15 protein-coding genes are annotated in these 12,652 nt (G+C 71.2%); 9 read left to right on the forward strand and 6 right to left on the reverse strand.

The window, feature by feature from the left end:
• Positions 1-409 (reverse strand): AfsR/SARP family transcriptional regulator (locus ABD844_RS16675; RefSeq protein ID WP_344877853.1); only part of this gene is annotated, 409 nt, incomplete at its 3' end.
• Between the two features lie 170 nt (positions 410-579).
• Between ABD844_RS16675 and ABD844_RS16680 the strand changes: the two genes are divergently transcribed.
• Complete coding sequence (locus tag ABD844_RS16680) at positions 580-1,038, forward strand: iron chaperone (protein WP_344877855.1); 459 nt, start codon at positions 580-582, stop codon at positions 1,036-1,038.
• A gap of 103 nt (positions 1,039-1,141) precedes the next feature.
• Positions 1,142-2,047, forward strand: a complete 906-nt coding sequence (locus tag ABD844_RS16685) for a hypothetical protein (protein ID WP_344877857.1) — start codon at positions 1,142-1,144, stop codon at positions 2,045-2,047.
• Between the two features lie 21 nt (positions 2,048-2,068).
• On the opposite strand, the gene ABD844_RS16690 is transcribed toward ABD844_RS16685, so the two are convergent.
• A complete protein-coding gene (locus ABD844_RS16690; RefSeq protein ID WP_344877859.1) occupies positions 2,069-2,425 on the reverse strand; it encodes a YbaB/EbfC family nucleoid-associated protein in 357 nt (118 codons plus the stop codon).
• Positions 2,425-2,805 carry a hypothetical protein gene (locus ABD844_RS16695; RefSeq protein ID WP_344877861.1) on the reverse strand — a complete coding sequence of 127 codons (381 nt, stop codon included), beginning with the start codon at positions 2,803-2,805 and terminating at the stop codon, positions 2,425-2,427. The genes ABD844_RS16690 and ABD844_RS16695 overlap by 1 nt, the downstream gene beginning before the upstream one ends.
• A gap of 202 nt (positions 2,806-3,007) precedes the next feature.
• On the opposite strand from ABD844_RS16695, the gene ABD844_RS16700 reads away from it, so the two are divergent.
• Positions 3,008-3,451 carry a DUF6194 family protein gene (locus tag ABD844_RS16700; protein WP_344877863.1) on the forward strand — a complete coding sequence of 148 codons (444 nt, stop codon included), beginning with the start codon at positions 3,008-3,010 and terminating at the stop codon, positions 3,449-3,451.
• Positions 3,452-3,471: 20 nt separating this feature from the next.
• On the opposite strand, the gene ABD844_RS16705 is transcribed toward ABD844_RS16700, so the two are convergent.
• A complete protein-coding gene (locus ABD844_RS16705; protein WP_344877865.1) occupies positions 3,472-4,272 on the reverse strand; it encodes a hypothetical protein in 801 nt (266 codons plus the stop codon).
• Positions 4,273-4,586: 314 nt separating this feature from the next.
• On the opposite strand from ABD844_RS16705, the gene ABD844_RS16710 reads away from it, so the two are divergent.
• Positions 4,587-5,432, forward strand: coding sequence for an SDR family oxidoreductase (locus tag ABD844_RS16710; protein WP_344877867.1), 846 nt, complete (start codon positions 4,587-4,589; stop codon positions 5,430-5,432).
• A gap of 230 nt (positions 5,433-5,662) precedes the next feature.
• Positions 5,663-6,976 (forward strand): MFS transporter, encoded by a 1,314-nt coding sequence (locus tag ABD844_RS16715; protein WP_344877869.1) that lies wholly within the window; start codon positions 5,663-5,665, stop codon positions 6,974-6,976.
• A gap of 22 nt (positions 6,977-6,998) precedes the next feature.
• Here ABD844_RS16715 and ABD844_RS16720 read toward each other — a convergent pair whose 3' ends face one another.
• Positions 6,999-8,219 carry a sensor histidine kinase gene (locus ABD844_RS16720; RefSeq protein ID WP_344877871.1) on the reverse strand — a complete coding sequence of 407 codons (1,221 nt, stop codon included), beginning with the start codon at positions 8,217-8,219 and terminating at the stop codon, positions 6,999-7,001.
• Positions 8,216-8,872: a response regulator transcription factor gene (locus tag ABD844_RS16725; protein WP_344877873.1), complete on the reverse strand. Its 657-nt coding sequence runs from the start codon at positions 8,870-8,872 to the stop codon at positions 8,216-8,218. Before ABD844_RS16725 ends, ABD844_RS16720 begins: the two co-directional genes overlap by 4 nt.
• Before the next feature lie 170 nt (positions 8,873-9,042).
• Between ABD844_RS16725 and ABD844_RS16730 the strand changes: the two genes are divergently transcribed.
• The 4 genes from ABD844_RS16730 to ABD844_RS16745 are packed head-to-tail and all read left to right on the forward strand — an operon-like array spanning position 9,043 to position 12,633.
• Entirely contained in the window at positions 9,043-9,570 is a 528-nt protein-coding gene (locus ABD844_RS16730) for a hypothetical protein (RefSeq protein ID WP_344877875.1), read from the forward strand.
• The gene (locus ABD844_RS16735; protein ID WP_344877877.1) at positions 9,570-10,703 is read left to right on the forward strand and encodes an efflux RND transporter periplasmic adaptor subunit; all 1,134 of its coding nucleotides are present in this window, start codon (positions 9,570-9,572) and stop codon (positions 10,701-10,703) included. The genes ABD844_RS16730 and ABD844_RS16735 overlap by 1 nt, the downstream gene beginning before the upstream one ends.
• Positions 10,700-11,413: an ABC transporter ATP-binding protein gene (locus ABD844_RS16740; protein WP_425568586.1), complete on the forward strand. Its 714-nt coding sequence runs from the start codon at positions 10,700-10,702 to the stop codon at positions 11,411-11,413. The genes ABD844_RS16735 and ABD844_RS16740 overlap by 4 nt, the downstream gene beginning before the upstream one ends.
• Positions 11,413-12,633, forward strand: coding sequence for an ABC transporter permease (locus ABD844_RS16745; protein WP_344877879.1), 1,221 nt, complete (start codon positions 11,413-11,415; stop codon positions 12,631-12,633). Before ABD844_RS16740 ends, ABD844_RS16745 begins: the two co-directional genes overlap by 1 nt.
• Positions 12,634-12,652 lie beyond the last annotated feature (19 nt).

Raw genomic sequence — 12,652 nt, forward strand, 5'->3', positions numbered from 1 at the left:
GGCCGACAGCCGTGGCCAGGCCGTTCGCCGCGAGGCCGACCGCGTCGTCCGCGTGCCGCCGGGCCTCGGCGATCTCTCCCTCGCCCAGCGCCGCCCGCGCCCGCGCCACCAGGGTGGCGAGCCGGAGCGCGTCGACCTCCTCGGCGGGCAGGCCCAGGCGGTAGCCGCGCGGCGTGCGTACGAGCGCGTCGGGACAGGTCGCCGCGCGGGTCCGGGAGACGACCACCTGCAGCGCCTTCGTGGGGTTGGCCGGTGGCTGCGCCCCCCACAGCCCTTCGACCAGTTGCTCGTCGGTCGCGCCTGACCGGCCGTGCATCGCGAGCAGCGCCAGCAGAGACTGCGCGCGTTCGCCGATCACGCGCGCGCCCCGCCAGCGTACGTCGTCGAGCAGAGTCAACACGAGAGGCACACAGCCAGCCTACGGTGACCGGCCAAGCCCGCAGCCGCCGTCCTTCACCGGGACCGGGCGGCCGCGGCGGGCGCGATGCGGTGCGCATCGCCGGCGCATAGCGAATGTATCGATCCGGATCCGCATCCTGGTTCTCGTCAGCACGACAACGCCTCAAAGGGAGCGAAACGATGGCCACGAAGACCACCAAGAGCAGCGCCGCGAAGACGTTCGACGGCTTCTCCGACGAGGAGCGCGCCGCGATGAAGGAGCACGCCAAGGAGCTGAAGACGGCCGCGCGGCGCGGGCCCAAGGCGGACGGGGAGAGCGACGTGCTCGCGAAGATCGCCGAGCTGGAGGAGGCGGACCGCGTCCTCGCCGAACGGGTCCACGCCGTCGTCAGGGCGGCCGCGCCGACTCTGAGGCCGAAGCTCTGGTACGGCATGCCCGCCTACGCCAACGCCGACGGCAAGATCGTCTGCTTCTTCCAGCCCGCGCCGAAGTTCAAGGCCAGGTACGCCACGCTCGGCTTCAACGACGTCGCCAACCTCGACGAGGGCACCATGTGGCCGACCGCGTACGCGCTGACCACCCTGACCGCCGCCGACGAGGCGCGGATCGCCGCCCTGCTGAAGCAGGCGGTGAGCTGACCGCCACCGATCCGGGGCTGGCGTGGCGTGGCACAGAGATGGGATGATCGGGTGACTTGACCTTTATGGTGGAAATTGTCCGACGGCGGAGAGGGTCTGCTACGTGAGTCCATCCCCCAAGTACCTGCCGACGATGGGGTTCTCGCTCGCCGCGCTCGGCGTCGCCGGCGTGGTCATGCGGATGCTGTCCGTCGTCTACCCCGACGGCGACCCGGCCAAGGCGCGTGAGGCCGCCCGGTTGCTGCGCCAACTGGCCGACCGGGTGGACGTCAGCCTGGTCGACGTGGAGGAGATCGCGGGCAGGGTGTGGCGACCGCCCAACTCCGGCGTGGGCATCGACGCCTTCAGGACGTACTTCGCCGAGGACCTCGCGCCCTATCCGCCGCTGGTGTCGGCGTACGTCCGCGGGCTGGCCGACGCGGTGGAGGACTACGCCGAGATGCTGGAGCAGGTGCAGCACTCCCTCAAGACGATGGCCATCATCCAGTGGCTCGAGCTGATGACGTTCTTCTGCTGGCCGGCGATCGACAAGAAGGTCCAGACGTTGATCAACTGGCGGATGCGCCAGCAGCAGGCGGGTCTGCTGCTCAGGATGTTCAACCACGCCGTGGGCAAGCGGTTCATCTACGCCGTCGGGGGCAGCCTCGCCTACACCCTCGCCGATCAGGCGATCATCGACGGCGTCAAGCTCGCGAGGGGCGAGGACATGGGGTCGTGGGGCGACCGCGCCGAGTACGCGGCGAAGAACTTCGCGGCGGCCCTGGTCTTCTACCACGTCGATCCCGCCAACTTCGGAAAGGCCGCGAACCTGCTGCCGAAGAACGAGGCGGCCTCGAACGCCATCGTGTTCCTGGTCGGATCCAGCGTCTTCACCACGACGGCGAACGTGCTCAACCGGCCGGGCGACGTGGTCGACGATCCGGTCAGCCTGCTGCCCACCTGGGACCAGATGCTCGCCAAGCTGGGTGTCGCCGCGGGCCAGGACCAGTTCCGGCGCATGACCCGATAGCGGCTGCCGGTGGGCATGCGGCTAGCGGTCGCGGGTGAAGCGCCCGGCCACGTCGGTGACCGGGGGCAGGCCGTCCGCGAGCATCCCGGCCATCCGCGCGGTCACGTCCGCGGCGGCCTCGCCGGCGGCGGCGAGCACCGCCTCGGCCAGCGCCTCCACGCCGAGCCGCAGGGCCCGCGGGTCGATGTGCAGGCTGCTGAGCGCGCCGTTCGGCAACGTCTCGGCCCGCACCAGGCCGCCGGCCGCCTCGCCGCGGCCGCGGAGGGCGTTCAGGCTCTCCTGCAACTCCTCCAGCGGCTCGGTCTCGGCCTGGAACTCGGTGAAGAGGCGGCGCATCTCCGCGTCGAGGAAAGAGGCGTCGTCGTCGGGTGCGGGCATCAGGTCTCCATAGATTGAGGGATGAACTTCCGGTCCGACTTCGAGTACTCGGGCGGGTCGGAGACTCTCGGCAGGGATTCGATGGTCGCCCAGTTCGCGACGTCGAAGCTGGTCCTCATGCCGGCCAGCCGGTAGGCGATCGCGGGGTAGGCGTCGCGCAGCGCGTTGACGTACGTCTCGGTCTTCGCCAGCGCGTCGTTGTAGCCTCGCCGGAACGTGTTCGCGGTCTCGTCCGTGCCGGCGAAGTCGCCCAGGGCGGCGATGGCGTCGAGGATCCGGCGGGTGTCCCCGCCCAGGTCCTCGTGCTCGACGACGAACTCGCCGGCCGCCTTCGTGAAGGTGCTCCCGTGGACCTCGGTGATCGGATCCATCGCGGGCATGACGCCTCCTCACCAATTCATGTAATACCTACTCTATCTATAGGGTTAATTTACTTTATGGTCGGGGGAAGGGCGTACGGCGGCGCGGGTGCGATGACTTGCGATTGAGGCTTTTCGCCTGTTCGATCAGGTGAACTCGGCGAAACCTTCACTGGGCACGTCAATGACACCATTGACATGACCAAGTGAGGGGAACAGTCGCATGGACGCCACCGCCATGACCCGCTACATCAGCGAGACCTTCGACCAGGCCCGCAGCACCGAGAGCTCCGGGGACACGTTCTTCACCTATGGCCCGCCGGGCGACCAGTGGTTGCTGTTCGCCACGGTCGTGACCGGCGACACCTACGACTCGGTCTCGGACCTGAGCCGGGAGGGCGCGTACCGGCTCAACCTCGGCCTGACCAAGGCCACCTACACCGCCAGGTTCGGCCGTCCCCCGACGGAGCGGGACGAGCACGGCGTGCTGGAGACGGGCCACGACTACGCCCGCCGCGACGCGGTGATGCCGCATCCGCACTACGCCTCCCAGCACTGGGTGTGCGTGGTCGAGCCCTCCGGCACCCTCGGCGACGTACGGGAGCTGCTGGAGGAGGCGTACCGGTTCGCCGAGCGCAAGCACGCCAACCGCAGCTCGCGGGGGTGAGCGCGCTCGCGATCCAGGCCCTAGGTCGGACGGCGGCGGAGTCCGCGCAGGCGCAGGCGCAGGCCGGTGAGCGCGGCGAGCACGATGACCAGGCCGGTCGCCATCACCGCCCGGCCGTCAGGGCCGGCCAGCCCACCGGCCCCCGTGTCGACCCCGCCGGACGGCGTCTCCGTGGTGGTGGTCGTGACCGTGGAGACGGAGTTGTCCGTGGTGTCGGTGTCCTGCGTGCTGTCGTCCGCGTCCTCGGTGGTGTCGTCCGTCGAGTCGTCGGGGGAGGGGCTGGACGACCCGCCGTTGCCGACGGTGAGGGGGTAGCGGGTCAGGCCGCCCTCGTCCTTGACCTCGCACTCGATCAGCGGTTCCTGGGGACGCAGGCCGAAGTTGATGGCGGCGGGGCGCACCTGGCCGGTGCCGTCCTTCGTGGGCATGGTCTTCAGGTCGACGGTCGTCTCGGGGATGGGGATGGGCTCGCCGGGGATGACCGTGCCGACGGGGGCGACCCCCGTGGCGGAGGTCAGGCCGGTGATGCCGCTGATGCCCGCGTAGGCGTACATGGTGATGTCGCCCTCCATACCCGTGGCCGGGGCGATCAGCTCGGCTCCCGTCGAGTACGCGCCGCGCCACCCGATCGTCATCTGCGTCCCCACCGCCGCCTGGCTCGGCACGGTGAGCTCGACGTCGATGCTGACGTCCTGCCTCTCGTTGGTCCCCTTGACCGTGCACTCGTACGCGACGACGGCGACGGAGACGGCGTGCGCCGCGGGGACGGGTACGCACGACAGGACGACAGCGGAGGCTAAGACTGCCAGCGGGACACGCACGACGGCTCTCCTTGGGACGGACGGGGCACAAGAGGAGACGGGGGAGAAGGGTCGCCGGTTGACACCTTCGTCCGCATTGGGAGGCTCGTACCGTCATCGGGTAGGAAACACCCATCAGAGCAGGTGCTCGACCCTTGCGCAACGGGCGGCCCGCCCAGGAGTTCAGCCCAGTAGTTCAGCCCAGTAGTTCGGCGCAGTAGTTCAACGCAGTAGCCGGGGTCGCCTTGGGTCGTCCGTCATGGGCGTGACACGTTTCGATCAACTGCCGTGGTTCTCCGGGGACATGGGCGGGTGGCCGAAAATAAGGTACCGGTATGTCCTTCATCGTCACCACGGGCGTGACCGGGCGGCTCGGCGGCCGGATCGCCGCGTTGCTCGACGCCGCCGGAGTGGAGCAGCGGCTCGTCTCACGGCGTGCCGCCGAGCACGCTCCACGGCTCGCCCACGCGGTCGCGGTCAGCGCCGACTACGGAGACCACGCGGCGATGTGCGGGGCACTTCACGGGGCCTCGACCGTGTTGTTCGTGTCGGCCGCCGAGAGCCCCGACCGCCTCGACCGGCACCGCGCCTTCGTCGACGCGGCCCGCGAGGCAGGCGTCACGCACCTCGTGTACATCTCCTTCCACGGCGCCGCCCCCATGGCCACGTTCACGCTGGCCCGCGACCACTGGGCGACCGAGCAGCACATCCGCGACAGCGGCCTGCCCTTCACGTTCCTGCGCGACAACCTGTACGCCGACTTCCTGCCCGCGCTGGCCGGTGACGACGGCGTGATCCGCGGCCCGGCCGGTCAGGGGAGGGTGGCGGCCGTCGCCCAGGACGACATCGCCGAGGCGGCGGTGACCGTGCTGCTGCGGCCGGAGGAGCATGTGGGGGCGACGTACGACCTGACCGGGCCGCAGGCGCTGACGCTCGACCAGATCGCCGCCACGCTGAGCGCGGCGACGGGACGCACGATCACCTACCACCCCGAGACCCTCCAGGAGGCGTACGCGTCCCGCGAACGGTACGGCGCGCCGGAGTGGCAGGTGGAGGCGTGGGTGTCGACCTATCTCGCGATCGCGGCGGGGGAGCTCGAAGGGGTCAGCGACGACATTCCCCGTCTCACCGGACACCCGGCCACCAGCCTGGCGGAACTGCTCGCGAGAGAGCGGGGATGACGGGCCGGGTGGCCCGGCGGGGGTGAGTTCACGGCGGCGTCACCGACCCGCGCCGGAGTCGCCGCTCGTCCGGGTCTCGCCGGAGCGGTTCTGTCGGTGGGGTCTGGCAGGGTGGCTGACCTGACCTCTCCGGCTCTCGCCCACAACCTCAACATCCTGAGAGCACGGCACAGGGGCCAGGAAGCAGCACCGAGACCGGGGCAGAGGGCAGGAAAGGGGGTCGGGCCGCCGTGTTCGCGCCGCTCGCCATCCGCGACTTCCGTCGCTACTACCTGGGCCAGACGGCCTCGGCGTTCGGTGACGCGATGACGCCGGTGGCGATGGCGTTCGCGGTCCTGCAGCTCACCGGGTCGGCGGTGGATCTCGGCATCGTCGTGCTCAGCACCCGCCTGCCCATCATCGTGCTCACGCTGGTGGGCGGCGCGGCGGGCGACCTCTTCTCGCGACGCACGGTCATGATCCTGGCCGACCTGGCCCGCTGCTGCGCCCACGGCGCCACGGCGGTGCTGCTGCTCACGGGCACCGCGCAGATCTGGACGCTGGTCGTGCTGCAACTGGTGGCCGGCGCCGGGTCGGCGTTCTTCAACCCGGCGGCCACCGGGCTGATCCAGTCGCTGGCCGGCAAGCGGCACCTGCAGGAGGCCAACTCGCTGATCTCGCTCTCCCGGAGCGCCGCCTCGATCGTGGCGCTGGGCGCGGCCGGTGCGCTGGTGGCGCTGGTCGGCTCCGGCTGGGCCGTGCTGATCGACGCGCTGACGTTCCTGGTGAGCGCGGCCTGCCTCCGCCTTCTGCCCCGGGGCGTCGCCGACGAGCGGTCACGTGCGAGCGGCGGCCTGCTGGCGAGCATCGGCGGCGGCATCGCCGAGGTGCGCAGACGTTCGTGGCTGTGGGTGTGGATCATCCAGGTGGCCCTCACCAACCTGATCGTGATCTCCCCGATCCTGGTCCTCGGGCCCTACGTGGCCGAACGCCGGCTCGGCGGGGCGCCGGCCTGGGCGGCGATCGGCATCGCGTACGCGGTCGGCGGCCTGGCCGGAGGTCTGCTCGGGGCCCGGTGGCGGCCCAGGCGGCCGATGGTCGCGGCCTTGCTGTTCTTCCTCCTGATGGCGCCGCTGCCCGCGCTGCTCGCCGGGCCCGCCGCGCTGTGGCTGCTGGTGCTCGCGGGGGCGGCGGCGGGCATGCAGCTCGTCGTCCACAACGTCCTCCAGACCACCGTCATCCAGCAGCACGTGCCCGAGCGGTTCGTGGCGCGGGTGACGTCGGTGATGATGCTGGGCTCGCTGGTGGCCGCGCCGCTCGGAATGGGGCTGGCCGGTCCGGTGGCGGCGGTGTTCGGGCCGGGGCCCGTCCTGGTCGGGTGTGCCGCCTTCGCGGTGCTGTCCACCCTGGTCACGCTGCTGGTGCCGCCGGTGTGGCGCGTCCGTGCCCCCCTCGACGAGCACGACGCGAGCCCCGCGCAGGACGACACCACCCCGCCGGACCCCGGGTCCACGTCGGCCGCCCTGGGTGAGTCGCCCCGCGTGAGTCGCCCCGACCACCACTGAGCACCCCTCTATATACGTGTCCTCACTGGAGGGGAGCGCGCGGTAGCGCCACGGCCACGATGAGGCCGCCGCCCTCACGGGGCCGCGCCCTGACGTCCCCGCCGTGCGCCACCGCCACCGACCGTACGATCGACAGCCCCAGCCCGGCGCTCGTCCCCGTGACCGTCCGCGCGCTCGCCTGCCGGTGGAACGGCTTGAACAGCAGCGGCACGTCGTACGGCGGCACGGGCGGCCCGGTGTTGCTGACCTCCACCTCGACCGTCTCCCCGGACACGATCCGGCTGACGATCCGCACCCATCCGCCGCCGTCGTCGACGTTGTAGCGGATGCCGTTCTCCACCAGGTTGTGCACGAGCCGTTCGAGCAGCAGCGCGTCCCCGGTGGTCGGGGCGGGGCCGGCGACCTCGTACACGGTGACCTTGGCGGCCTCGGCGGGGTCGGCGGACTGCGCGGCCACGTGCGTCACCACGTCGGCCAGGTCGACCGGCGAGCGGTCCGCGATCTCCTGCTCGGACCTGGCCAGCAGCAGCAGGCCGCCGATGAGGCGTTCGTGGCGGGTGTTGATCTCCAGCAGGCTCTCGCCCAGCTCTTTGACGTCGGACGAGGCCGTACGGCGGTGCATGGCCAGCTCGACCAGCGCCCGGTTGAGCGTCAGCGGCGTACGCAGCTCGTGGGAGGCGTTGGCCACGAACCGGCGCTGGCCGTCGAAGGAGTGGTCGAGCCGTTCCACCATGGTGTCGAAGGTGTCGGCCAGGACTTTGACCTCGTCGGCCGGCCCGTTCAGCGCGATGCGTTCGTGCAGCCCGCGCTCGGCCATGGGGGCGGCGGCGATCCTGCGCGCGGTCTCGGTGACCCGGTGCAGCGGCGTCAGCACCCGTCCGGCCACCACCCAGCCCAGCGCGACGGCCCCGCCGCCGACCATGACCAGCGCGATCGCGCCCTGCGTGAGCAGCGAGGTGGTGGCGGCGCCGCGCAGCTCCATCTCCTGCTGCCGCACCCACTCGACGGCCTCTTTCCCGTAGATCGTGACGCCGTCCCGCTGCAGGAAGATCTGCTTGGTCATGCCGGGCTCCGAGCCGAACCGGTCCTCGAAGGTCCGGTTGAGCTGCTGGTTGAACAGCACGTACGTGACCCCGAGCAGCGTCAGGCCCGCGACGAAGAACAGCGCGCCGTACACGAGGGTGAGCCGCAGCCGCAGCGTGGGCCGCGGCCGTCGGAGGAGCGACGGCGACAGGAGTCTCATGTGATCCGGTATCCCACGCCCGCCACGGTCTCCACAACCGGCGGGTCGGCGAGCTTGCGGCGCAGCTTGAGAATGGTGAGCCGGACCACGCCCGTGAACGGGTCCGCGTGCTCGTCCCACGCCTTCTCCAGGAGCTGCTCGGCCGAGACGACGTTGCCGTCCGCCCGCATCAGCTCCGTCAGCACCGCGAACTCCTTCTTCGACAGCGGCACGAACCGCCCGTTCCTGAACACCTCCCTGCGCGCCGGGTCGAGCGTGATCCCGGCCCGCCGCAGCACGGGGGGCACGGCCGGACGTGAGCGCCGGCCCAGCGCCAGCACCCGGGCGGCCAGCTCGGGGAAGTGGAACGGCTTCGGCAGGTAGTCGTCGGCCCCCAGCGACAGGCCGGTCACCCGGTCGTCGGGCTGGGCGGCGGCCGTGAGCATCAGCACGCGTGCTTCGCACGCCGAGGCGACCAGCTCGCGGCACACCTCGTCGCCGTGCACGCGTGGCAGGTCCCGGTCCAGGACGACCACGTCGTAGTCGTTGACCGCGATCCGTTCCAGCGCGGCCGCCCCGTCGTGCGCCAGGTCGACCGCGTGGGTCTCCTCGCGCAGCCACTCGGCAATCGCGTCGGCGAGCATCGGCTCGTCCTCAACCACCAGCACCCGCATGGCGTATCTCAGGCCCTTCCATCCGCTTGTAGAGCCGAGTGTGGCCGAGGAGACATTCGCTCCGAATAAACCGCGGACGGAAACGCTGAGGAAACACCCGGCCCTATTGCATCTCACCTCGAACGACCCGAACGGCTCGAACGACGTTCATTCGACGGAGGAGAACACCCATGCGAGGACGAGTCCTCAGCGCGCTGGTCGCGTCACCGATCGCGCTCACTCTGTTCCTGACCGGCTGCGGCGCGGACGACGGGGGCGGGGCAGACGTCGCCTCGGTCAGCGGCGGCGGCACCCAGGCCGCGGCCAGCGCCAAGCCGAGCGAGGACCCGCAGGAGCGGTCACTCAAGTTCGCCCAGTGCATGCGCGAGAACGGGGTGGAGGTGCCCGACCCCGACCCGAACGGCAGGGTGATGATGAAGTTCGACGGCAGCGTGCCGCGGGAGAAGGTCGAGGCGGCCCAGGCCGCGTGCAAGGAGTTCGCCCCGAGCGGCCAGATGCAGGGCGGGGGCGACCCCAAGATGGCCGAGAACATGCGCAAGCTCGCCCAGTGCATGCGTGACAACGGCGTCGAGAGCTACCCCGACCCCGAGGGCGGCATGATGCGCATCACCGGCGACGTCGGCAACGACCCCGACTTCAAGGCCGCGCAGGAGAAGTGCCAGAAGGAGTCCGCTGAGGCCGGTATGGGAGGTTCTTGATGGGAATGGCCACCCTCGACGGAAAGGCGGAGCCGGGGGCCACACCGCCCCGGCAGCGCCGCCGTCGTGGCCGGGGGAAGCTGGTGGCCGGGCTTCTGGTCGTGGTGGCCGCGGCGGGGGGCGCGCTGGTCGCGGTGAACAGCGCGGGCCTGCTCGACGGGAGCGCCGGCCCGACCCAGTCGGCCAGTGCCCTGCCCCCGGCCACGACGCCGGTGACCAGGCAGACCCTGAACGAGTCCAGGGACGCGGACGGCGAGCTGGGCTACGGCCCGGTGACCACGGCCACGAGCCGGCAGCCCGGCACGATCACCTGGCTGCCCGAGAGCGGCGCGACGATCACGCGTGGCAAGTCGCTGTACCGGCTGGACAACAAGCCGGTCATGCTCCTGTACGGCACCACGCCCGCCTACCGTGACCTCAAGGTCGGGGTGGAGGGCAAGGACGTCGAGAACCTGGAGCGGAACCTCAGCAAGCTCGGCTACGACGGTTTCACGGTGGACGAGGAGTTCACCTATGACACCGCCGAGGCCGTCATGGAATGGCAGGAGGACCGTGGCCTGGACGAGACCGGTGTGGTCGAGCTGGGCCGGGTGGTCTTCGCCTCGGGTGAGGTCCGGGTGGAGAGCCTCGACTCCGAGAAGGGTCAGCCGGCGCAGCCGGGCCAGAAGGTGCTGACCTACACGGGCACGGCCAAGGTCGTCACCGTGCAGTTGGCGGCCGAGGACCAGCGGATAGCCAAGAAGGGCACGAAGGTCGAGGTCACGCTGCCGGACGGCAAGAGCGTGAAGGGCAAGGTCACCGAGGTGGCCACGGTCATCGTGCCGGGCGAGAGCCAGAACGCCGATCCGGAGACGCAGGTCGAGGCGCTGGTCTCGATCGGCGACGCCAAGGCGGCCCGTGGGCTGGACAAGGCGTCGGTGGACGTGACGTTCACGGCCTCGCAGCGCAAGGATGTGCTGACCGTGCCGGTCGCGGCGCTGGTGGCGCTGCAGGAGGGCGGGTTCGGCCTGGAGGTCATCGAGGGCGGCAGGTCCCGGTACGTCGCCGTGGAGACGGGGATGTTCTCCGGAGGACGGGTCGAGGTCTCGGGGGACGGGCTCAGCGAGGGAATGACCGTGGGGATGCCGAAGTGACGTATCCCATGATCGCTCTGTCGGGCGTGTCCAGGACGTACCCGGGTGGGGTGGCGGCGCTGAAGTCGGTGTCGCTGCGCATCGCCCACGGTGAGCTGGTCGCCATCGTGGGCCCGTCCGGGTCGGGCAAGTCGACCATGCTCAACGTGGTCGGCACTCTCGACCGGCCGTCCACCGGCAGCATCCACATCGACGGGTACGACGTCTCGAAGTTGTCCGACAACCAGCTCTCGGCGCTGCGCGCGACCACCATCGGGTTCGTCTTCCAGTCCTTCCATCTCGCGGCGAAGGTCCCGGCGCTGGACAACGTGGCCGACGGCCTCGTCTACACGGGTCTGAGCAGGGCCGAGCGCCGCCGCCGTGCCGCCGCCGCGCTCGAACGGGTGGGTCTGGGGCACCGCATGGACCATGAGCCGCACGAGCTGTCCGGCGGTGAGCGCCAGCGGGTGGCCATCGCCAGGGCGGTGGCGGGCGACCCGCCGCTGCTGCTGGCCGACGAGCCCACCGGCGCCCTCGACTCGGTCTCGGGCACCGGGGTGATGGAGCTGCTGCACGAGCTGAACGCGGCGGGCACGACCATTGTGATCATCACGCACGACCGGGAGATCGCCGCCAGCCTGCCCCGGCAGGTACGCATGCGCGACGGCCAGATCATCTCCGACTCCGCCCTCAGCACGGAGCCCGAGCCCGTGGAATCCGGGGTGGCCTGATGGCGGCCATCGAGGTGCGGCGGCCGAAGCTGTCCCCGGCCAGGATGCGCGCGGGCGACGTGATGCGGGTCGGCGCGGTGGGCCTGCGTACCCGGCCGCTGCGGGCGTTCCTGTCGGCGCTGGGCATCGCCATCGGCATCGCGGCCATGGTCGGCGTGGTCGGGCTCTCGTCGTCCTCGGGCGCCGAACTCGACCGCCAGCTCTCCGCGCTGGGCACGAACCTGCTCACCGTCGGGTCGGGCACGACGATCCTGGGCGAGGCGGCCCAGATGCCGGTGGACGCCGAGTCGATGATCGAGCGGATCGGGCCCGTCGAGTCGGTCTCGTCGATCGGGAGGGTGGCCGACGCGAAGGTCTACCGCTCCGAGCAGATCCCCGAGGCGCAGACCGGCGGCCTCATCGCCTACGCCGCCCGCGTCGACCTGCCGGCCACGGTCGGGGCGACCCTCCGCAGCGGCACGTGGCTCAACGCGGCCACCGAACGCTATCCCGCCGCCGTGCTCGGCTGGGCCGCCGCCCAGAGGCTGGGCATCGGGTCGGCCAGCCCCGACACCCAGGTCGTCGTCGGCGGTATCCGTTTCACGGTCGTCGGCGTACTGAACCCGGTGGCGCTGGCCACGGACCTGGACAGCGGGGTCATGGTGGGCTGGCCGGTGGCCGAGGAACGGCTGGGCTTCGACGGGCATCCGACCACGCTGTACACGCGCTCGGAGGAGGCCAAGCTGGAGTCGGTACGCCAGGTGCTGGCCGGCACGGCCAACCCCGAGGCCCCGAACGAGGTGGACGTCTCCCGTCCGTCCGACGCCCTGGCCGCCAAGCAGGCGAGCAGCCAGGCGTTCGCCAGCCTGCTCCTGGGCGTGGGCGCGGTGGCCCTGCTCGTGGGCGGGGTGGGCGTGGCCAACACGATGGTCATCTCGGTCCTGGAACGCCGTGCGGAGATCGGCCTGCGCCGTTCGCTCGGGGCGACCCGGGGACAGGTCAGGACGCAGTTCCTGGCGGAGTCGCTGCTGCTGTCAGCGATCGGCGGGACCGGCGGCATCCTGCTCGGGTCGGGGGTCACGATGGGGTACGCGTTCTACAGCGGCTGGCCCTCGGTCGTCCCGGTCTGGGCCACGGCCGGCGGCCTGGCGGCGACCCTGGCCATCGGCGCCATCGCCGGACTCTACCCGGCCATCCGCGCCTCGCGCCTGTCGCCGACGGAAGCCCTCTCCACGCCGTGACCGCGAGGCCGAGGGGCGG

This window comes from Nonomuraea antimicrobica (genome assembly GCF_039536965.1).
Taxonomy (GTDB): domain Bacteria; phylum Actinomycetota; class Actinomycetes; order Streptosporangiales; family Streptosporangiaceae; genus Nonomuraea; species Nonomuraea antimicrobica.